The 18,754-nt window shown below is 62.7% G+C and carries 18 protein-coding genes; 11 read left to right on the top strand and 7 right to left on the bottom strand.

The features are described 5' to 3' along the window. Nucleotides 1-75: 75 nt before the first annotated feature. The 4 genes from paaZ to ACFY5D_RS06895 all read left to right on the top strand — a co-directional run bounded on the left by paaZ (nt 76) and on the right by ACFY5D_RS06895 (nt 4,667). Nucleotides 76-2,202 (top strand): phenylacetic acid degradation bifunctional protein PaaZ, encoded by a 2,127-nt coding sequence (paaZ, locus tag ACFY5D_RS06910; RefSeq protein ID WP_387526831.1) that lies wholly within the window; start codon nt 76-78, stop codon nt 2,200-2,202. Between the two features lie 196 nt (nt 2,203-2,398). Next, on the top strand, nt 2,399-3,604 hold the full coding sequence (locus tag ACFY5D_RS06905; RefSeq protein ID WP_387526828.1) for a phosphotransferase: 1,206 nt from the start codon (nt 2,399-2,401) through the stop codon (nt 3,602-3,604). A gap of 126 nt (nt 3,605-3,730) precedes the next feature. After that, the gene (locus tag ACFY5D_RS06900) at nt 3,731-4,048 is read left to right on the top strand and encodes a hypothetical protein (RefSeq protein ID WP_387526825.1); all 318 of its coding nucleotides are present in this window, start codon (nt 3,731-3,733) and stop codon (nt 4,046-4,048) included. Nucleotides 4,049-4,154: 106 nt separating this feature from the next. Next, a complete protein-coding gene (locus tag ACFY5D_RS06895; RefSeq protein ID WP_387526822.1) occupies nt 4,155-4,667 on the top strand; it encodes an ASCH domain-containing protein in 513 nt (170 codons plus the stop codon). On the opposite strand, the gene ACFY5D_RS06890 is transcribed toward ACFY5D_RS06895, so the two are convergent. Together ACFY5D_RS06890 and ACFY5D_RS06885 are read right to left on the bottom strand one after the other, a co-directional pair. Further along, complete coding sequence (locus ACFY5D_RS06890; RefSeq protein ID WP_387527607.1) at nt 4,664-5,344, bottom strand: response regulator transcription factor; 681 nt, start codon at nt 5,342-5,344, stop codon at nt 4,664-4,666. The genes ACFY5D_RS06895 and ACFY5D_RS06890 overlap by 4 nt on opposite strands. Continuing rightward, nucleotides 5,340-6,734: an ATP-binding protein gene (locus ACFY5D_RS06885; protein WP_387526819.1), complete on the bottom strand. Its 1,395-nt coding sequence runs from the start codon at nt 6,732-6,734 to the stop codon at nt 5,340-5,342. The genes ACFY5D_RS06890 and ACFY5D_RS06885 overlap by 5 nt, the downstream gene beginning before the upstream one ends. Between ACFY5D_RS06885 and ACFY5D_RS06880 the strand changes: the two genes are divergently transcribed. Beyond that, nucleotides 6,733-6,888 carry a hypothetical protein gene (locus ACFY5D_RS06880; protein WP_387526816.1) on the top strand — a complete coding sequence of 52 codons (156 nt, stop codon included), beginning with the start codon at nt 6,733-6,735 and terminating at the stop codon, nt 6,886-6,888. The genes ACFY5D_RS06885 and ACFY5D_RS06880 overlap by 2 nt on opposite strands. A gap of 517 nt (nt 6,889-7,405) precedes the next feature. Here ACFY5D_RS06880 and ACFY5D_RS06875 read toward each other — a convergent pair. Next, nucleotides 7,406-9,082 carry a thiamine pyrophosphate-dependent enzyme gene (locus tag ACFY5D_RS06875; protein ID WP_387526813.1) on the bottom strand — a complete coding sequence of 559 codons (1,677 nt, stop codon included), beginning with the start codon at nt 9,080-9,082 and terminating at the stop codon, nt 7,406-7,408. Nucleotides 9,083-9,404: 322 nt separating this feature from the next. Between ACFY5D_RS06875 and ACFY5D_RS06870 the strand changes: the two genes are divergently transcribed. From ACFY5D_RS06870 to ACFY5D_RS06855, 4 genes are all read left to right on the top strand, one after another. Beyond that, nucleotides 9,405-9,974, top strand: coding sequence for a PadR family transcriptional regulator (locus ACFY5D_RS06870; protein ID WP_387526810.1), 570 nt, complete (start codon nt 9,405-9,407; stop codon nt 9,972-9,974). After that, nucleotides 9,971-10,702 carry an ABC transporter ATP-binding protein gene (locus ACFY5D_RS06865; protein WP_387526807.1) on the top strand — a complete coding sequence of 244 codons (732 nt, stop codon included), beginning with the start codon at nt 9,971-9,973 and terminating at the stop codon, nt 10,700-10,702. The genes ACFY5D_RS06870 and ACFY5D_RS06865 overlap by 4 nt, the downstream gene beginning before the upstream one ends. A 143-nt stretch (nt 10,703-10,845) precedes the next feature. Continuing rightward, nucleotides 10,846-13,701, top strand: a complete 2,856-nt coding sequence (locus tag ACFY5D_RS06860; RefSeq protein ID WP_387526804.1) for an FtsX-like permease family protein — start codon at nt 10,846-10,848, stop codon at nt 13,699-13,701. Beyond that, nucleotides 13,698-14,279, top strand: a complete 582-nt coding sequence (locus tag ACFY5D_RS06855; protein WP_387526801.1) for a GNAT family N-acetyltransferase — start codon at nt 13,698-13,700, stop codon at nt 14,277-14,279. The genes ACFY5D_RS06860 and ACFY5D_RS06855 overlap by 4 nt, the downstream gene beginning before the upstream one ends. Nucleotides 14,280-14,361: 82 nt before the next feature. Here ACFY5D_RS06855 and ACFY5D_RS06850 read toward each other — a convergent pair whose 3' ends face one another. The 4 genes from ACFY5D_RS06850 to paaI form a co-directional block, all read right to left on the bottom strand. Beyond that, on the bottom strand, nt 14,362-15,063 hold the full coding sequence (locus ACFY5D_RS06850; protein WP_387526798.1) for a nicotinamide mononucleotide transporter: 702 nt from the start codon (nt 15,061-15,063) through the stop codon (nt 14,362-14,364). Between the two features lie 88 nt (nt 15,064-15,151). Continuing rightward, nucleotides 15,152-15,769: a TetR/AcrR family transcriptional regulator gene (locus tag ACFY5D_RS06845; RefSeq protein WP_387526795.1), complete on the bottom strand. Its 618-nt coding sequence runs from the start codon at nt 15,767-15,769 to the stop codon at nt 15,152-15,154. 102 nt (nt 15,770-15,871) lie between these two features. Continuing rightward, nucleotides 15,872-17,191 carry an AMP-binding protein gene (locus ACFY5D_RS06840; RefSeq protein WP_387526792.1) on the bottom strand — a complete coding sequence of 440 codons (1,320 nt, stop codon included), beginning with the start codon at nt 17,189-17,191 and terminating at the stop codon, nt 15,872-15,874. A gap of 53 nt (nt 17,192-17,244) precedes the next feature. Then, entirely contained in the window at nt 17,245-17,685 is a 441-nt protein-coding gene (gene paaI, locus ACFY5D_RS06835) for a hydroxyphenylacetyl-CoA thioesterase PaaI (protein ID WP_387526789.1), read from the bottom strand. Between the two features lie 328 nt (nt 17,686-18,013). Here paaI and ACFY5D_RS06830 point away from each other — a divergent pair, with 328 nt between their 5' ends. Together ACFY5D_RS06830 and ACFY5D_RS06825 are read left to right on the top strand one after the other, a co-directional pair. After that, nucleotides 18,014-18,367, top strand: a complete 354-nt coding sequence (locus ACFY5D_RS06830; protein WP_387526786.1) for a hypothetical protein — start codon at nt 18,014-18,016, stop codon at nt 18,365-18,367. Nucleotides 18,368-18,493: 126 nt separating this feature from the next. Continuing rightward, complete coding sequence (locus tag ACFY5D_RS06825) at nt 18,494-18,754, top strand: hypothetical protein (RefSeq protein WP_387526783.1); 261 nt, start codon at nt 18,494-18,496, stop codon at nt 18,752-18,754.

Raw genomic sequence — 18,754 nt, 5'->3', positions numbered from 1 at the left:
CAAGGCTCGTGGTGTCCTGCACCATACTGTACTGTGGTTGCTAATACTGACCGATCGTTCAGGAAGGATTCGTCGATGACGACAACTCCCATGGCTCCACTTGTTCCCAGCTTCGTCCAAAACGCCTGGTGGACTCCGTCCGATCCGGCCGCAGGCACCCCCGTGCTCGATGCAAACACGGGCGAACAGCTGGCCACCGTCGACTCCAGCGGCCTGGACTTGGCCGCAATGGTCGACTACGCACGCACCGTCGGCCAGCGCGAGCTGGGCAAGCTGACGCTGCACGAACGCGCCCTGAAGCTGAAGGAACTCGCGCAGTTCCTCAATGGCCGCCGCGAAGAGCTCTACGAGATGTCCTTCCGCACCGGCGCCACCAAGATCGACTCCATGGTGGACATCGACGGCGGCATCGGCGTGCTGTTCACCTTCTCCTCCAAGGGCCGGCGCGAACTGCCGAACTCCAACGTCATCCTTGACGGGCCCATGGAAGTCCTTTCCCGCGACGGATCCTTCGCCGGCGAGCACATCTACACCCGCATCCCGGGCGTCGCCGCCCAGATCAACGCGTTCAACTTCCCCGTCTGGGGCATGCTTGAGAAGTTCGCCCCGGCCTTCATCGCCGGCGTGCCGACGATCGCCAAGCCGGCAACCCCGACCGGATACGTTGCCGAGGGCATGGTCCGCCTGATGGTCGAATCCGGCATCCTGCCCGAGGGCTCCATCCAGCTGATCTCCGGTTCCGCGCGCACCCTGCTGGACGTGCTGGACTACCGCGACATGCTGTCCTTCACCGGCTCGGCCTCCACGGCCTCCTCGCTGAAGTCCCACCGGAACGTCGTCGACGGGGGAGTGCGCTTCACCGCCGAAACGGATTCGCTCAACGCCGCGATCCTGGGCCCCGACGCGGTCGTCGGCACCCCGGAGTTCGACGCCTTCGTCAAGTCCGTCGTCACAGAGATGACGGTCAAGGCCGGACAGAAGTGCACGGCCATCCGCCGCACCATCGTGCCCGCAGCCCTCGTCGATGACGTGGTCAAGGCCGTGGGCGAGCGCATTGAGCAGCGCGTTGTCATCGGCGACCCGCGCGCCGAGGGTGTCACCATGGGCGCCCTGGCCTCGCTGGAACAGCTGCGCGACGTGCGCGCCGCCGTCGAGGCAATGGTCGCCGCCGGCGGCGAGATCGCCTACGGCACCCTTGACGCTCCGGTGGTCCGCACCGCCGAGGGCGAGCAGAAGCTGGTCGACGCGGGCGCCTTCATGTCGCCGCTGCTGTTGACCTGGGACGACGTGAACAACGAGGCCGTGCACAGCCTCGAGGCCTTTGGCCCGGTCAGCTCCGTGATCGGCTACTCCGATCTTGACGACGCCATCCGCCTGGCCGCCATGGGCTCCGGCTCGCTGGTCGCCACGGTCTGCACCAACGACCCGGAGACCGCCCGCACGCTCAGCGTCGGCATTGCCTCGCACCACGGTCGCGTGCACATGCTCAACCGCGAAACCGCACGTTCCTCGACCGGCCACGGTTCCCCGGTTCCGCACCTGGTCCACGGCGGCCCGGGCCGTGCAGGCGGCGGCGAGGAACTCGGCGGCATCCGCTCGGTCAAGCACCACATGCAGCGCACCGCCATCCAGGGTTCGCCGAACATGCTCACGGCCGTCACCGGGATCTGGCACACCGGCGCCGACCGCGTGAGCGCCGGCTCCGCGGAATTCGGTGCCGTCGAGGGCGCAATCCACCCGTTCCGCAAGTCGCTGGCCGAGCTGAACATCGGCGATGCCTTCGCCTCGCCGCTGCGCGAGGTGACGCTGGAGGAGATCACCGCGTTCGCCAAGGAAACCGGTGACACCTTCTACGCGCACACCGATCAGGCTGCCGCCGAGGCAAACCCGTTCTTCCCGGGCATCGTCGCGCACGGCTACCTGCTGGTGTCCTGGGCCGCCGGACTCTTCGTCCAGCCCGCACCGGGCCCGGTCCTGGCCAACTACGGTCTGGAGAACCTGCGCTTCATCACCCCGGTGCCTGCCGGTGACTCTATCCGCGTCACCCTGACCGCCAAGAAGATCACCCCGCGCGTCACCGACGAATACGGAGAGGTCGTCTGGGATGCGGTCATCAACAACCAGGCTGGCGAGATCGTGGCAACCTACGATGTGCTGACCCTGGTTGAAAAGGAAAACACCACCTACGCGAACTGGGCCTGACGCCCACTTCTTACTGCGATTCCCACGGCGTTGGCCCGGCTGCTTCGGCACCCAGGCCGGCGCCGTTGGCGTTTGGATCTGTCGCTGCTTATCAGGTCATGTGCAGATTATTTGTGGTGGTGCAGTTCCCGATGTGAGAAAGTATCGAGCAAGGAGCCCGGACTCATCCTCGAAAACGAAGGCAGCCCGTCCAAACATGACTGAGATCAAAAACCGGTGGAGCGAACGAGAGCAGCTGGAATTCTTCGGATCGGAAGACCTGGCCGGAATGCTCGTTGATTTGGTGCGTCCCCTCGGGTTGGAGGACGCACGGATCACCGTCGTCGAGCTGCACCACCGCCCCGGTGCAGGTGTTTCGGGTGTCTTCGAAGCCGCAACCGAGGACGCAATCCTGTATCTGGGGGCCACCGCGGAGAACCTTGAACCGATTCCCGAGGGGGTCGTGACGTTGTCCAGTCCCAAGGGGCAGGTCGAGGTGTGGCTTCATCCGGCAGATCCCCGTCTCCCGGGACTGGCCCTGGCGACGACGCCGGAATCCGTGCGGCGGCATTGGGGGAACGGGAGGAATCTCGTTGACCTCAGGACCTTGACCTACAGGCCATTGCGCCGTGCGGTCCTCAAAGCCACCTTTGACGACGGCCAGGAGGTCTTCCTCAAGGTTCTGCGCAAGGACGGCGACACGCTATTCCGGAAGCATGAGCTCTTGGCCGGGGCAGGAATACCCGTGCCGGAGCCGCTGGGTCCGCCCCTGAACGACGTCTTGGCGTTTGAAAAGGTCAGGGGCGTTTCCATGGCCGAGGAACTCATGCACGGCAACGCCATCCCCCTGCAGCCGGAAACGGTCCTTGCGTTGCTGGACGGGCTTCCCGCCGGACTGATGGAAGTCCCGGCGCGACCGGCCTGGTCCGATCGGTTGGGCTGGTACGGTCATGCGGCGCTGACAACCCTGCCGGAAGAAGCCGAAAGGATTGGCGGGCTGGTGCAGCGTTTGGGCAGGGTCTTGGAGGGTTCCCATCGCGGCGAGCTGGTCCCCACGCACGGTGACTTCTACGAGGCGAACATCTTCGTAGAACTTGGAAGCGTTGCCGGGCTGCTGGACATAGATTCGGCCGGTCCCGGTTACCTTGTCGATGACTTGGCATGTTTCCTTGGCCATCTTGTCGTCCTGCCTGCACTGGACGATCGATACGGCCGGGTGCCGGGCTATTTCGAAACCTATGCAACGGCATTTGCCAGGGAACTGGAATCCAGGGGCATCGGCGCCGATGGGCTGTTTGCCCGCGCGGCCTGTGTGGTCCTGTCGTTGGTGGCGGGAGCGCGAGACGAACAAGATCCCCAGTGGCGCGACGGCGCCCTGCAACGGCTCGAACTGGTCGAGAGGCTGCTCGCCCGGATCGCCTGAGCCGGGTGCCGCACCGGAAAACCCGAACATGAGAGCACTCTCATCCTCCTCTCCCTTTGGCCTCACGATGGCGGGTCATGCTGGAAGCAAGCCAGAAGGCCAATCCCATCCGAGGAGAAGAGAATCATGAAGAAGTCACGCGTGTTGTGGTCCGTCACCGGAGCCCTGGGAATCGTATCGCTTGGCGCCGGCGTAGCCATGGCCCAGCCATCCGTTTCCGTCACCGACCAACCGGCAGTGCAGGCAGTGGGCCAGCAACATGTCGCAGCAGGTGCTGCGGCGGCGACCGCGGGCACGGATTCGGTCTCGGCCCAGTCGGCGGTTTCGGCCAAGTCGGCCGTCTCGGCGAAATCCGCGGTTTCACCGATGTCGCCGAAGTCGCCGGTATCCCCGGTTTCCGCGATTAGCCCACAGTCTGCTCCGTCGGCCCCAACGTCGGACTAGACCAAGTAATCGCGGCGCGAAAAGATCCCCGGCTTTCCCCCAAGGCCGGGGATCTGCCATGTCAAGATGCATTTCGGGTGCGTAGTCCCCATGTGAGAATGGTCGGATGGGAAATGAGGGAATCCCGGCATTGCCGGTGGACCATGAAGGGGCACGGCTGATGTGGTCCAAGTATTCGGACAGCCATCCGGAAGCCGTGAACCTGTGCCCCGAGTACACGGTCGAGCATTTCGGGGACTCGGCGGCATTGGCCGACAGTCTCCTGAGGGAAGTCACCCACGGCCAGAAGAGGGCAACCTCGGCATTGGCCGCGGAATATGCGGCACAAGGAGAAGCCATTCCCCGCGTCGGGTCGCACTGGATCGCCTGTGACGGCGCAGGGAAACCGCAGGTCATCTTGCGTAGCGTCGAGCTGCGCTTGGGAGATTTTGGCAGTGCGGATGCGGCCTTTGCCTGGGACGAAGGCGAGGACGACAGGTCACTGGAGAGCTGGCGCACCGAGCACCGACGGTACTGGCAGCGTGGGTGTGCGGCACGCGGTGCCGTGTGGCGGGAAAGCGACGAGATCGTGTTTGAACGTTTTCGGGTCGTTTGGCCGCCGGAACTCGCCGACGGTTAGGCGCGGCCGCCCGACGGGTCGTCCAAGCGATATCCCATGCCGCGAACGGTCGTGAACCACTCGGCCCCGAGCTTGTTGCGCAGGTACCGGACGTAGACGTCAACGACGTTTGAACCGGGGTCGAAATCGTAGCCCCAGACACGCGAGAGTAACTGCTCGCGGCTCAGCACCTGTCCCTCGTTGCGCATGAAGGCCTCCGCCAGGGCAAATTCGCGCGCTGAAAGGTCTATCTCACGGCCCTCCAGCCTGGCCCGGCGGCTGCCCAGGTCCAGCTCCAGGGAGCCGACGCGCAGCACACGCGTATCCGATCCGTTGGCTTGCGGTCGCAGGCGCAGTCGAACCCGGGCGAGCAGTTCTTCGAACCTGAACGGCTTTGCCATGTAGTCGTCGGCCCCGCCTTCGAGCCCGGCAACGGTGTCGTCGATGCTTGAACGTGCCGTCAGGATGATGACCGGGGTGTCGACGTGTGTGCTTCGGATGCGTTTGAGCACCGAGAAGCCGTCCTCGTCCGGGAGGCCCAGGTCAAGGATGACTAGTTCAAAGTCCCCGGTTTGGGCAAGGTATCCGCCCTTCAAGCCGGTGTCGGCGATCGTCGGCTGGAATCCCGCCGACTTCAGGCCCTTGGCAACGAAGGAACTGATGCGCTCCTCGTCCTCGATGATCAGGATGCGGCTAATGATCTTCTCCTTCTGCGCGCAGGGGGATTTCCATGACGAAGGTGGAGCCCAGGCCCGGATCCGAGCTGACGCCGACCGTTCCATGGTGTGCGGCGGCGATCGCCGCTACGATGTTCAGGCCCAGCCCGGAGCCTTCGGTGCGTTTTGAATTGTGGCCCCTGCCGAATCGCTCGAAGATCCGTTCTTGGTCCTCCGGCGCGATTCCGATGCCCTCGTCACGCACCCACAAGCGAAGCTTTCGCTTTCCGTCGGCCGTGCCGTTGATGTTGGTCCCCAGCGTGATGGTGGTTCCCGGTGCCGAGAACTTGACCGCGTTCGAGCACAACTGCAGCATGGCCTGGGTGATCCGCTGTGGATCCAGGAGCGCAACGGCCTCGTTTCGATGCCCGACTTTCCAGGCCCGCTCGCCAAGAGGGCGCGCCGTGTCCAGGAGGTCATCCAGCAGGGTTCCAACATTCGTGGGCGCCGGGTGAACAAAGTCGATCCGGTTTGACTTGGCCAAGGTCACCAAGTCGTTGATCAGGAACGACATCCGGTCCAGTTCTGCCAGCGCTATGTCGCGGGACTGGTTGACGTCGCCGGGATCCAACGGGTCCATGAGTTCCAGGTGTCCCTGGATGATGGTGACCGGTGTCCGCAGCTCGTGGCCCACGTCATCCAGCAATTGGCGTTGCGATGTCATGGCGTTTTCCAGGCGGTCCAACATGGCATTGACGGTGGCCGTCAGTTCCGCGAGGTCGTCCCGCCCGACGACTTCGATGCGTTGGGCAAGGTCGGATTCGGAGATCTGTCGCGCAGTGTCCCGGAGCAGGGCGACTGGTCGCAGGATGCGACCCACCAACATCCAGCCCACGACCCCGGCGGTCAACAACACGAGGAGCCCCACCAGCAGGTACATCAGGAAACCCTGGTTCAGCGCGCGTTTTTCCGCCGTGTAGTCGTAGGCGAAAACCAGGTGCGCGGGGCCGGCCTGATCACCCAGTGCTACGGGCACCGAAACCGCCCGGTACGTTGTCGTTGCGGTGGGCACGGATTGCATGACCACGTCAGTGCGCGAAGTGCCGCTTGCCGCCCACGCAACGAATTCCGGATCGTTTTCCAGCCTGAGATCGACGACCTCGGGTGCCGTCCACCGCACCTTTCCGTTGACAATGCTCAGCATGCCTTCGTGGTTGGCGGGCAGGGTCTGCTGCATGGCGGTGTAGAGGAGGACCTCGGCCGTCACCTGTTCGGGGAAAACAGTCGGGTCCGAATGGCGTGCAGCCAGCACGCGGAATTCCTCGACGCTGCGTTTGAGCGAGTCGTCGATGCGGGCGTCCATGCTGGAGAGCTGTAAGAGGTAGACCACGCTCCCGGTGACAATGAACGCGATGGTGATGAGTCCCAGCATGCCGGCGAGCACGCGCGAACGCACGGACCAACCCCGACGCGAGGCCTTGGACCTGGGGCGTATGTCCCGTTCGGTTTCGGGAGGCGCCGTCCCCGCGTGGCTAGTCGTCAATGTCGTCGCCGTCGTCATCATCGTCATCGTCGTCGGCCAGTGACGGCGGAAGCGGTTTGACCGGTGCAGATTTGCCGGGGACGAGGGTGGTCGGTGACGGCGAAGCGGAACTCGGGGTGGCTGGGGTGCCGGACGGCTCGGGATTCGCTGGTGCGATCGGGCGCGACTGGGTGGGGATGGCGCTCTGCTGGATGGTGATGCCAGGTCCAAGCTCGACCGGCGGGGGAGCCGTTGCCCCTTGCGCCACTACAAACACGCCGATGCCGAGGGCAGACAAAACCGCTGCCCAGAGTGCAACCCGACGTATCGTTCCAAATCCCATAGGAATCAGTATGGCCGATGTTGATGAGACGAAGATGAGAACCCGACACCGTGAACCCGCGGGTGGCTTGGTGCAATTGCCATTCCGGCGGCAAGTGTGGCCAACGGTGGGCTCAGGAAGGGATGACCGGCCGGGGGATTGAAACGGTGGAGAACTTATGGCCGGGGTGGGTTGCCCCCTCGGCCAGCGGGTACGCGCAATGGGCGGACCTGCCGGCCGAGCGGGCGGACGGATCGGCTTAGTAGGCCTTGACGCGCTGCTCCACGATCAGGTGGATGAGCGCGAACTGGCCTTCCTCGTCGATGGCCTTCAGCGCTGCCTCGAGTGCAGCGGGAACGTCGGCGTCGTTCTCAACCCGGACCCCGAACCCGCCGAAGGCCTGTGCCATCAGGGCGAAATCGGGGTTCTTGAGCTGCGTGCCGGAAACACGCTCCGGGTAGTGGCGTTCCTGGTGGGTGCGGATGGTGCCGTATTCCTGGTTGTCCATGACGATCACCAGCGGGGTCGCGCCGTACTGTGCCGCGGTTGCCAGTTCCTGCCCGTTCATCAGGAACTCGCCGTCTCCCGCGATGGTGACGACGCGGCGGCCCGGGAAGTTCAGCGAAGCCGCGATGGCCGAAGGAACCGAGTAGCCCATCGAACCGTTGCGGGCCGAAATCATCGAGGCGTATTCCTCGGTGGGGAAGTAGCGGTGTGCCCAGTTGGTGTGCTCGCCGGCGCCGAGGGTGACCATGGCATCGTTCGGCAGGTCCTTGACCAGGTTGGCCATGAGCGTGTCCATCTTGGCGGGGCCTGCGGACGGCGTTGCCGGGGGCAGCGCCGAGAACTTCACCTGTTCGGCGCGCATGCGGTCGGTGAATGCCTTCCATTCCGGCTTCACGTCGAGATCCATCATGACGAGGTCGCGGACGAATACGTCGGGCTTGGAAACGATCTGGTGGGAAACCGCGCCCGAACGTCCGCGCAGCGACGGGTCGATAGTGACCAGGAAGTTCTTCTTGCTCCAGTCCTGGCGAACCACAAAGCCGTCGGTGATGACGTCACCGGGGACGGTACCGACGAAGACCAGAAGGTCGGTTTCCTCCAGCAGGTCGTACGTCGGCTTGGGGCGGCCGTAGCCGATCGGGCCGACGTAGGACGGGGAGCTGAACGGGACGGTGCCTTCGCAGCGCCATTCAACGGCCGCCGCGATTTGGTGATCTTCCAGCCATTTGGTCAGGGTTGCGGCACCCTCTGCGGTCCAGTCGTTGCCGCCCACGACGAACAACGGCTTGGTGGATACCTCGAGGGCGGACTTGAGCTGCTTCCAGTCGGTGACGGTCATGCCGCCCGCTGCGACGGGAATGATCGGGTGCAGCGTGGGTTCGATCATCTCGCGGATGATGTCCTCGGGCAGGCCGACGACCACCGGACCGGGACGTCCGCTCATGGCGGCAAACATTGCCTCGGCAACGATCTCCGATGCACGCTCGGGGTGGTCCAGGACCATGACGCGCTTGGCTCCGGTGTCGAACCAGCCCTTGATGTCGAATTCCTGGAAGGCCTCGCGGTCGCGGTGGGCGAACGGGATCAGACCCACGAACAGCACCATGGGCGTTGAGTCCTGCCATGCGGTGTGCAGGCCGACGTGTGCGTTGGCGGCACCCGGGCCGCGGGTGACCATGGCGATGCCGGGGCGCTGGTGCATCTTGCCGTCCGCCTCGGCCATGTAGGCAGCTCCGCCCTCGTGGCGGCAGACGATTGTTTCAATGGGGGAGTTGTGGAGTCCGTCAAGGACGTCGAGGTAGCTCTCACCCGGAATGACATAAGTGCGTTCCACACCGTGGGCCACCAGGGTATCAACGATGACATGCCCTGCCGACTTCTTGGTCGGCGTCGGGGTCTGCGCGTGTGCCTGTAGGGTCTGGGTGCTCATTGGTCATTGCTCCTTGCTGTCGCCGCGGGTGCCCGGGGACTTATGCTGCATGGCGGGCACGTCGTTGTGCCGCGCTGGTCGAATGAAAGCTAAATTTTCAGCAAATGTACATGATGCTTGCTGACTGCCCTAAGTATGGTACGAAATGCACCCGTCACAATAGGGCGTTGATCACTATGACTTGTTTTTGCTATCACGACTTGTTGCAAATTTCCGATCGGTGGACAGGTTGTGTATTCGAGAATACTGAGTATGTAAGATGGGTGCAGAGAATACCGAGTATGCAGGAGTGGTTGTGTCCATTAGACATTCATTGTTGGTCATGCTTGACCGACAGCAGCGCTACGGCTTCGAGCTGCGCGAGGAGTTCGAGCGCTCCACCGGCAGCACCTGGCCGCTGAACATCGGGCAGGTCTACACCACCCTTGATCGACTCGAGCGCGACGGGCTGGTCAGTGACATGGGAACGGATGAGGCGGGGCACCGCTACTACGCGATCACCGACTCCGGGCGGCAGGAAGCCCGGAACTGGTTTGCCACACCTGTGGCGCCGAGCGCGCCGCCGCGCAACGAGCTGGCCATCAAGCTGGCCCTTGCCCTGGGTACGCCGGGCGTCGACGTGGCGGCCGTGGTGCAGACCCAGCGCTTGGCCACGATCCAGACGATGCAGGGTTATGTGCGCGCTCGGCGGGAAGCGGACCGCGAGAACAATGCGGCCGACCTTTCCTGGCGGCTGGTCCTCGAATCGCTGATCTACTCGGCCGAGGCCGAACTCAAGTGGCTCGACCACTGTGAAGCAAAGATGCCATCGATGGCAAAGCAGTCTTCTGTCGCATCGGCCGGTGCAGCCGCGCCCAAAGTAAAGCCAGCCCGAATGGAGGCCTCCTCATGAACGCCCGCAATCGTCGGCAACTTCTTGAACTGGACTCGGTCACCAAGACCTACGGCCAGGGTGCAACCTCTGTGGCAGCGCTGCGCGAGGTGTCGTTCAGCGTCGACGAAGGAGAGTTCGTTGCAGTCATGGGCCCTTCGGGCTCCGGCAAGTCGTCGCTTCTCGCCCTCGCTGGCGGCTTGGACACCGCTACCAGCGGAGAGGTCTACCTCCAGGACACGCCGTTGGGAAAGTTGAACCTGAACGAGCTTGCCCGGCTGCGCCGACGCGCGGTGGGCTACGTGTTCCAGGATTTCAACCTGATCCCCACGTTGACCGCGGTGGAGAACGCCGCATTGCCTCTCGAGCTTGACGGGTGGAAGCCCGCCAAGGCCCATCGCGTTGCCACGAACGCACTGCGCCAGGTGGGGATCGAGCACCTGGCCAACCGCTTCATGGACCAGCTCTCCGGCGGACAGCAGCAGAGAGTCGCGATTGCCCGTGCCATCATCGGCGAGCGACGCCTGATCCTCGCCGATGAGCCCACCGGTGCGTTGGACTCGGTGACGGGCAACGGCGTGCTGGAGGTCCTGCGTGAGCGTGCCGATGCCGGCGCGGCCGTGGTCATGGTGACCCACGAGCCGCGGCATGCAGGTTGGGCCGACCGCGTGGTGTTCCTGAAGGACGGCCGCCTCGTGGACCAGACCGCGCTGCAGAATGACCCTGCATCTTTGTTGGTGAGTCAATGAGTTTGGGCGGCAGCAGGCAAAAACCAAAGGACCGCCCCACTGCAAGACTTTCAGGAGCCTTAACGCGACGCCTCGCGCTGCGTGACATCCTTGCACACAAATCCAGATCCGCGTTGATCCTTGTGCTTATAGCCTTCCCCCTGATGGTCATCACCGCGGTCATGGTTGTCGTACAAAGTGGCATGCCCACGCGGGCCGAGGATGCGACTATGCGTCTGGGACACTTCGAAACGAAGCTGGCATCACGGGACTTTGTCGTGGGAACAGTGCAACTTCCAAATGACTACTACGTGTCCACATCTGGTGATTCAAATATCACATACTCGTCTGTGCCCACGGTATCGACGGCGAATGAGGCCTGGGGTGATGATAGCCAAGGTCGAACGGGTGCCGCGGACCGTGCAACGCTGGAATCGGTGATCCCGAAAGATGCATCCAGCGTCATGCTGACGTCCTCACAGGCCCAAGTGCAGGGCGAAACCCTTAAGCTCGAGATGCCGGTAACCGTGGGGCAGATTTTCGATCCCCGGTTCGAGGGCCGATACGAACTTCTTGAGGGGACCTGGGGGTCGGCTGACGGTTTGCAGATCACCACCGATCTGGCCGAAACATTCGATGTTTCAGTGGGTTCCACTCTTCAGGTTGAGGGCAAGCCCCTCATTGTTTCCGGCCTCGTCAGGGATCGGTCGGTCTTTGCGAATTCCGGAAACATGTTCGTCTCAAGCCTTGGGCTCAGCAGTCGACAGGATTATGAGGTGTTCCTCGATCCGCGAAACGAGGTCGTGCAGAAACTTAACCCATACGAGACTTCTTTTTTTGTAGAGAAAATGGGGCACTCCCTTGAAGAGCAGGCTGGGTTCAATGCCAAAGGTGTCGGCAGCATTCAACGCGGGTTCCTGCTGGATCCTCCGCTGACTGATCAATGGACGGGCGTTGGCACCGGACGGGATGGGACCACAACACTTGAATCGAACCTCATGATTTTCATCGTGGCGTTCTTTGTGTTCCTGGAAGTGGGGATGCTGGCCGGTGCAGCGTTTGCGGTAGGTGCCAAAAAACAGAAACGTGTGCTGTCATTGTTGGCATCCAATGGTGCCGGACCGGGAACACTGCGGATGCTTGCCGGCTACACCGGACTCTATCTGGGCCTCGTCGGAATTCTGCTGGGAACGGCCTTGGGACTGTTGGTGGCATGGCTAACTATTCTTTGGGGCAACATGTTTGCGGTGGGATTCCCCGGCTGGCATGTTCCATGGGCAACTGTTGTACCGCTAATGATGCTGGCGCTGAGTTGCGCAGTGGTTGCATCGTTGGTGCCGTCATGGGTTTCCACAAAACACAGTGCCCTGCATGCGCTGCGTGGTGCCGGCAACCCAAGCGCGACTTCGGCCAAGAAGCCGATCGTTGGATACATCTTGCTGGGACTGGCTGCCATTGCGTGGGGAATTGGGCTGTACCTCGGATTATCTGCAACAACGCTCGCACTGCTGCAGGACCGTATCTCCCTGATCCAATACGCGTTCGTCGGGGGGATGCTTCTATGCACTGCTGGAATGATGCTGGTAATCGGCCGCGTTCTGGGTTTCGCCGGCAAAGTTGGCCACAAGCTACCGCTGTCCGGCAGGCTTGCCATCCGTGATGTTCACAGGAACGCTGCGCGCAATACTCCCGTCGTTGCCTCAGTTATTGCAGGGGTTGCGTTGACGACTGCCATAACGGTCGCAGTGGGAATGGGGCTTGCCATGGATGGACCAACAGCTGTTGGGGATTCGGACAGGATTTTGACCATTTCCCTGGCAAGCGAAGGCCCTGACGGCACAGCACCAAGCGGCGGAGGAGAGGACGCTGTCCTTGCCGAACTCGCTCGCCTTGGCCACGTCCCGGTGGAGAAAGCTATTACTCAGACCCCGTTCGCGGGGAAACATGAGTATGAACCAGGAGCTTTTGACTACAGCGATTACGGCTTGCTCTTAGCACCTAGTAGCAAATGCCGATACGGCGTGGACGAGCTCCTGAGCGCCGACAAACCAGATTACAAACAGATCCAGCGCTGGGCCGATGACTTGGACATGGCCTTGGGTAGTGCCGACCGGTTCAGTGCACGATACTGCAACATCGATCATTGGGGTGGTTCCCCGCTTGCCGGTGATTTCAATCCCGTGGTCACCGATCGAAAGGGGCTGGAACTGCTGCTGGGCAAGTCGATGTCGCCTGCAATCGGCAGGGCGTTCGACGAGAACAAGGTCATCGTTTCCGCACCCGAATATGTGAGCAGCGGCGGGGTCTTGAGAATCGCCGAGATCGACAGAGATTACACGTTGGAACTCACGGATTTGGATAGTGCCGGCATGAGCTACGGCAGGACTGGCAACCTTGTACTGGATCCAATCGCGAAGACTCTCGAGCTCGAAGCCGTGGAAATCAAGCCAGGGAGACCGACTGTCCCGCGAATCATCATTCCGCACAACGCGCTACGGGGAACCGGTGCAACCCTTGGCGGGGAGAGGCTGATGGTCAAGCTTGGGAAGTCGTTGTCCATGCAGGAATCAAACGACCTTAGTGCAGCGGTCCGGCAGCATGGCGCGTTCTACATGCCAACGGATACCCTTGGCGGGAGCGATCGCCTGATCGTAAAGCTACCGCTGTTGCTTTTGATTGCCGCTAGCTTGCTGGTGCTCACAACCACAGTGATCACCACGGGTCTGGCTCTTGCCGACGGGCGTGAGGACGCAAGGACTCTTTCGGGGATCGGTGCCACCACCAGGACCCGGCGAAAGTTCAGTGGCATCCAAGCAGGATTTACGGCCTTACTGGGAACGGGGTTTGGTTTCGTGCTGGGGGCGATCCCCATGTTGCTGCTGATGAGCATCATGTTTGGAATGGTTGACATCTCAATGGCCAAGCCGCTGTGGTTGCTCCTCGCCATTCCACCCGTGGCTGGAGCGCTTGGATGGCTCATGGTTCCGCGCAAGGTCGCCACGGCTAGGGTTGGAGCATGAATTCACAACACCTGCGGCCCACAGAACTGGCCTGGCTTCGTCCGTGGACGGATTCTATGCGGGATGTCGCGGCCGTGCTGGCGGCCTTCGACCATGACGACATGGCCGGACAAGCCGGTGAGCCAATCAATTCAGAGCTAGCTGCCCGGCGTTGGCTCGACGCCTGGGCCGATGGACCGCGGTCCGACGCCGTGGCGTTCGCGATCGAGCACGAAGGCCTCGCCGTCGGTCATGTGTCGGCCAGCGCCATTGACCGCAGGCATGACACCGCCTGGATTTCCTATTGGGTCACCCCTTCGGCACGGGGGAGCGGGCTTGCCTCCGCGGCTACCGCGGGGCTGGCCGACCACTGCTTCCACGAACTGGGGCTGCACCGGCTGGAACTGGCCCACCGGGTCAACAACCCCGGCTCGGGTCGGGTCGCAGTGAATGCGGGATTCATCCCCGAGGGCATCGAGCGCTCCAAGCTTCGGTACCTGGATGAGCACGGGAAGCCGGTCCGCTTCGACGTGCAAACCTACGCAAGGCTGCGCGACGATCCCGTGCCGCCCCTGACGCCGCTTCGCATCGGGACGTAACCGGGCGGTGCCAGGAAAACAGAATGGCCTGGAACATCAGTGATGTTCCAGGCCATTCTCAACGCTTGGCTGTTCTTGCCGGCTACGCGGTGTAGGGGCTTGGCGGGTACTCCGAGCCTGATTCGGCGTCGGCCGCAATTGACTTCGACGTGGGGAGGTCGCGCCAGACGAACCAGCCGTAGAGACCTGCCAGAACCTGGAAGACCGTGACGCCCAACAGGGCCAGCGCAGGGTTGCTGCCGAACAGAACCGCGACGTAGACGACGCCCGAGGCACTTGCCGCAAGCCATGCCCAACGGTAACCACAGGCGATGCCGATCAGCGCCACCACGAGCGTCGCCTCGGCCAGCAGCGAAACCAGCACGGCGGCGGTTCCGTCGCTGAAGATGAAGCCGGTGGTGAGCATCCGTCCCAGGCGCAGGGCGCCAAACACGACAAGCAGCGCCAAACCGATGAGCAGCGACTTCACCGAGAATTCGCGGCGGATCACCTTGCGGCCGAAACGGCCTGCCATCTCGTACTTGGAGAAGCGCCACAGGCCGAACGCGGCGGCCAGCATGGCCGGAACCGCGTAGAAGAGCATCGATATTTCGTACTGCAGGGCAACCACGGTGGGCCCGGCGAAAACAGCCAGGATTTGCGCCCACCAGCCCAGGTCGTTGCGGCGGGCCAGCAGCACCATGGCGATGCAGCTCAGCAGCGCCGATACCGCGAAGAGCGCTACCTGGGTGCCGGAATCGGTGCCCGGCGCCTGGGAGAAGAGGTTGTAGAAGAGTTCGTCCACGAAAAATACTGCCTATTCACAAAGATTGGGTGTGAGACGGTGCGAGAGCCTCAACTACTGATCGTAGCGTGAAACGTGGACCAAGCGCCTATCGGTCGCTCTTGTGCAACCCCTCGAACATCATGGTGATCGCATGTTCTTCGACCTGTTCGGCCGTGACGTTGCCGTCCTCGCGGAACCACTCGACCAGCGAGTTGATGGTGCCGAAGAGCAAACGGGTGGTGGTGCGCGGGTCGATGTCGCTGCGCAGCGAGCCCTCTTGCTGGGCCTCGATCACCAGGTCCGAGACCTTGCGGTCTACGGCTCGCCGTCGGTCGAGTGCGTCGCGCTCGATCTCAGTGTTGCCACGCAGGCGCAGCAGCAGGGTGACGTATTGCTGGCGCTTGACCAGCACCCGGATGGTGGAGCGCAGGAAGAACTTCAGGCGTTCCTCGGCGTTTCCGACGGTGGCGCGCTCGTCCTGGGCGATGGCCTCCAGCGGCACCAGGGCCTCGTCGAGGGCGAGACGCAACAGGTCGCCCTTGGATGGCACGTGGTGGTAGATCGCCGACTTGCTGATGCCGAGGTTCTCGGCGAGCTTGCCCATCGACGTGGCGTCGTAGCCGTGTTTGTTGAAGACCTCAACGGCAATCGAAAGCACCGACTCCTGGTCGTAGCCGGGACGTCCCCGCTTGCTTGCCGGGGGCTTCATTGCACTGGTGGTCATGGTCAGTCATTCTTTCATGAAGTCAGAATCGGCGGGGTGCCTGAAGATACGTGTTGGGGCGGGAACCGTTTCCGGATTCCCGCCCCAACACAGTTTCACGACTTACTTGTTGCGCAAGTCGTAGATGCGACGCAGCTTGCCCGAAGACCGGGCGAGGGTTCCCGGATCCATGACATCGATCTCGCAGGAGGAGCCGACGTGGATCTTGATGAGCTTGGCCAGTTCCTTGGCGGCTGCTTCCGCGCGGTCGCTGGTGCAGTCCTCGCGGCGCTCGATGCGAACGGCCAGCTGGTCCATGCGGCCCGGGCGGGTGATTTCCAGCTGGAAGTGCGGGGAGAGCCCCGGTACCTTGAGCGCCAGCTCTTCGATCTGCGACGGGAACAGGTTCACCCCGCGCAGGATGATCATGTCATCGCTGCGGCCGGTGATGCGGCCCATGCGGCGGTGTCCCTCGCGGGCGGTGCCGGGCAGCAGGCGCGTGAGGTCGTGGGTGCGGTAGCGGATGATCGGCAGGGCCTGCTTGGTCAGCGAGGTGAAGACCAGTTCGCCGTGCTCGCCGTCGCGCAGGACCTGGGTCTCGTCGAAGGCGTCCACGATCTCCGGGCGGAAGTGGTCCTCCCAGATGTGGCTTCCGTCCTTGGTTTCATTGGACTCGCCGGCGACGCCCGGGCCCATGACTTCGGACAGGCCGTAGATGTCGCAGGCGTCGAGGTCGAACATGACCTCGAGCTCGTGGCGCATTTCCTCGGTCCACGGCTCGGCGCCCAGGACGGCGGTCTTCAGCGACGTCTTGCGCGGGTCAATGCCCTGGCGCTGCATGGCATCGCCGATGGTCAGCAGGTAGGTCGGGGTGCACAGGATGGCGTCGGGCTCGAAGTCCTGGATCAGGGTGATCTGCTTCTCGGTCTGTCCGCCGGACATCGGGATCACGGTGGTGCCCAGGCGCTCGGCCGCGGCGTGCGCGCCGAGGCCGCCGGTGAACAGGCCGTATCCGTAGGCGTTGTGGACCTTCCAGCCCGGCTTCACGCCGGAGAGGCGCAGGCAGCGGGCGCCGAGCTTGGCCCAGTCGTCAAGGTCGGTCTGGGTGTAGCCGACGACGGTGGCGCGGCCGGTGGTGCCCGAGGACGCGTGGATGCGGGCGACCTCGTGCTGCGGAACGGCGAACATGCCGAACGGATAGGTCTTGCGCAGGTCTTCCTTCTCGGTGAAGGGGAACTTGGCAAGGTCGGAAAGTTCCTTCAGGTCCGTCGGGTGGACACCGGCGGCATCGTACTTTTCCTTGTACAGCGGCACGCGGTCATAGGCGTAGGCCAGGGTGTCCTGGAGTCGCGTGAGCTGGATCGATTCGATCTGGTCGCGACTCATGGTTTCTTCCGGATCCAACGGGTTTGGAAGCTCGATCCGGGTGGAGATCTGGGTCATTTCTGTGCCTATCGTGCTGTGTGTGCGGGAGGGGTGAAGCTGGGGGAGGGGAACTAGGCGCGCTTGGGGATGGTGCGCGAACGGCCGCGGAATTCTGCCAAGATCTCATCCTCCGCGCCGGGGACCGACTGGAAGACCTGGATGTCATAGATGCCACTGCGGCCGGACTGCTGGCGGCGGTTCGCAACGGCCGTGAGCAGGCGTCCGGGAATACCGGGCTTGAGGAAGTTGATGTCGACCCCGGCGGCCACGGTGATGGAGTCCTCGGAGCCGGTGTGCGGGTTGCAGGACAGGGCGAATGCGGTATCGGCGAAGGCGAAGATCATCCCGCCGTGGGCGATACCGAAACCGTTGAGCATTTCCTGGCGGAGCTTCATGGTGATGGTCGCATGACCGTCGGCGACCTTGGTCACTTCAATGCCCATCCATTGGGTGGCATAGTCGTTCTTCAGGATGGGATGTAGTAGTGGTGCGTCGACGTCGATGTCGCTCATGAAGGTCCCTTCAGTTATTTACCGAACGATCATTAGGTAATCCTGAAATGTGAGATAAGTCAAGACGCGAGCCTCGAAACGCCGTCATTTTGGGCTCGTTCGGGCACGAATTTCCTCCCAACGGAACGATACGTCCAGAGCCCCGTGGACGAGGGTGCAGGTGTCCCACATGGGATTTTCGGTGCAGCCGGGATTTCCGGGGAGATGCTGCGGCGATTTTGCCGGCAAGCCGACCTTGCATGGGACGAAAGTCCCTAGCTGCCCCTCCCGGTTCAGGGGCAAACTCAAGAGTGGAGGACCTTCTGGATTATTGAGGAGCTGAAAACCGATGCGTAAATGGCGGCGTTGGGAAGACTGGACGGTGGTTGTCGCGGGCTTGGCCATTGCGTTGACCCCGTTGTGGAGCGAGGCGATCGGAAATTCCGTTCCGCTGATGATTACTTCGGGCACCTTGCTGGTAATTGTCGGAGTTATCAACTTGGCCGGGCCAAACCTCTACGGCATCGAGGCCGGACAATTGCTGGCGGCCTTGATCGCCATCCTCTTGCCGGGACTCGGATACTTTACCGGAGTCAATGTCCCGGCCATGACCTCGTGGATCGCCGGTGGCATCGCATTCATCGCCACCATCCTGGCCATGAAACCAAGCGTCAAAGCCTCTCACGAAGTGCAGCATCAGTGAAGCTTGATGCCCGGGCCTTTGGCTTTGAAATGCTGAGTGAAAAATCATGATGCGCCTTCGGGGAATCGCCCCGAAAGCGCATCTTTTTTTGCGTCCGGGCCACCGCGGTGTCGGGCGCCTCATGCCATGAACGAACCGGCGAAGCTGCACCTGGCACGAATCAAGCCAAGACCAAATGAACACAAATTCGGGCCCGGTGCCGGTAGGCCCGGGCGGATGACGGGTGAATTGATTTCGGCAATGGTTCTCAATGTGGTTTTTGCGGCCATCGCGCTGTACGCCCTGTACTTCGTGATCCGCGCTGCCGTCCGAGACGGCATCAAGCTGGCGAGGACTGCCGACACAAGCAACGCCAACAATGATGTCGGCAACAGCCTCCAGGATTGA

The organism is Paeniglutamicibacter sp. NPDC012692 (assembly GCF_042901625.1).
Classification (GTDB): domain Bacteria; phylum Actinomycetota; class Actinomycetes; order Actinomycetales; family Micrococcaceae; genus Paeniglutamicibacter.
This window is presented reverse-complemented; position numbering and strand designations above follow the sequence as displayed.

What these genes read in the sequence shown, in the direction of transcription:
- paaZ (WP_387526831.1), top strand. Translation starts at nt 76, where the DNA reads ATGACGACAACTCCCATGGCTCCACTTGTTCCCAGCTTCGTCCAAAAC.
- ACFY5D_RS06905 (WP_387526828.1), top strand. Translation starts at nt 2,399, where the DNA reads ATGACTGAGATCAAAAACCGGTGGAGCGAACGAGAGCAGCTGGAATTC.
- ACFY5D_RS06900 (WP_387526825.1), top strand. Translation starts at nt 3,731, where the DNA reads ATGAAGAAGTCACGCGTGTTGTGGTCCGTCACCGGAGCCCTGGGAATC.
- ACFY5D_RS06895 (WP_387526822.1), top strand. Translation starts at nt 4,155, where the DNA reads ATGGGAAATGAGGGAATCCCGGCATTGCCGGTGGACCATGAAGGGGCA.
- ACFY5D_RS06880 (WP_387526816.1), top strand. Translation starts at nt 6,733, where the DNA reads ATGCCGGCGAGCACGCGCGAACGCACGGACCAACCCCGACGCGAGGCC.
- ACFY5D_RS06885 (WP_387526819.1), bottom strand. Translation starts at nt 6,734, where the DNA reads ATGCTGGGACTCATCACCATCGCGTTCATTGTCACCGGGAGCGTGGTC.
- ACFY5D_RS06875 (WP_387526813.1), bottom strand. Translation starts at nt 9,082, where the DNA reads ATGAGCACCCAGACCCTACAGGCACACGCGCAGACCCCGACGCCGACC.
- ACFY5D_RS06870 (WP_387526810.1), top strand. Translation starts at nt 9,405, where the DNA reads ATGCTTGACCGACAGCAGCGCTACGGCTTCGAGCTGCGCGAGGAGTTC.
- ACFY5D_RS06865 (WP_387526807.1), top strand. Translation starts at nt 9,971, where the DNA reads ATGAACGCCCGCAATCGTCGGCAACTTCTTGAACTGGACTCGGTCACC.
- ACFY5D_RS06860 (WP_387526804.1), top strand. Translation starts at nt 10,846, where the DNA reads ATGGTCATCACCGCGGTCATGGTTGTCGTACAAAGTGGCATGCCCACG.
- ACFY5D_RS06855 (WP_387526801.1), top strand. Translation starts at nt 13,698, where the DNA reads ATGAATTCACAACACCTGCGGCCCACAGAACTGGCCTGGCTTCGTCCG.
- ACFY5D_RS06845 (WP_387526795.1), bottom strand. Translation starts at nt 15,769, where the DNA reads ATGACCACCAGTGCAATGAAGCCCCCGGCAAGCAAGCGGGGACGTCCC.
- ACFY5D_RS06840 (WP_387526792.1), bottom strand. Translation starts at nt 17,191, where the DNA reads ATGACCCAGATCTCCACCCGGATCGAGCTTCCAAACCCGTTGGATCCG.
- paaI (WP_387526789.1), bottom strand. Translation starts at nt 17,685, where the DNA reads ATGAGCGACATCGACGTCGACGCACCACTACTACATCCCATCCTGAAG.
- ACFY5D_RS06830 (WP_387526786.1), top strand. Translation starts at nt 18,014, where the DNA reads ATGCGTAAATGGCGGCGTTGGGAAGACTGGACGGTGGTTGTCGCGGGC.
- ACFY5D_RS06825 (WP_387526783.1), top strand. Translation starts at nt 18,494, where the DNA reads ATGAACGAACCGGCGAAGCTGCACCTGGCACGAATCAAGCCAAGACCA.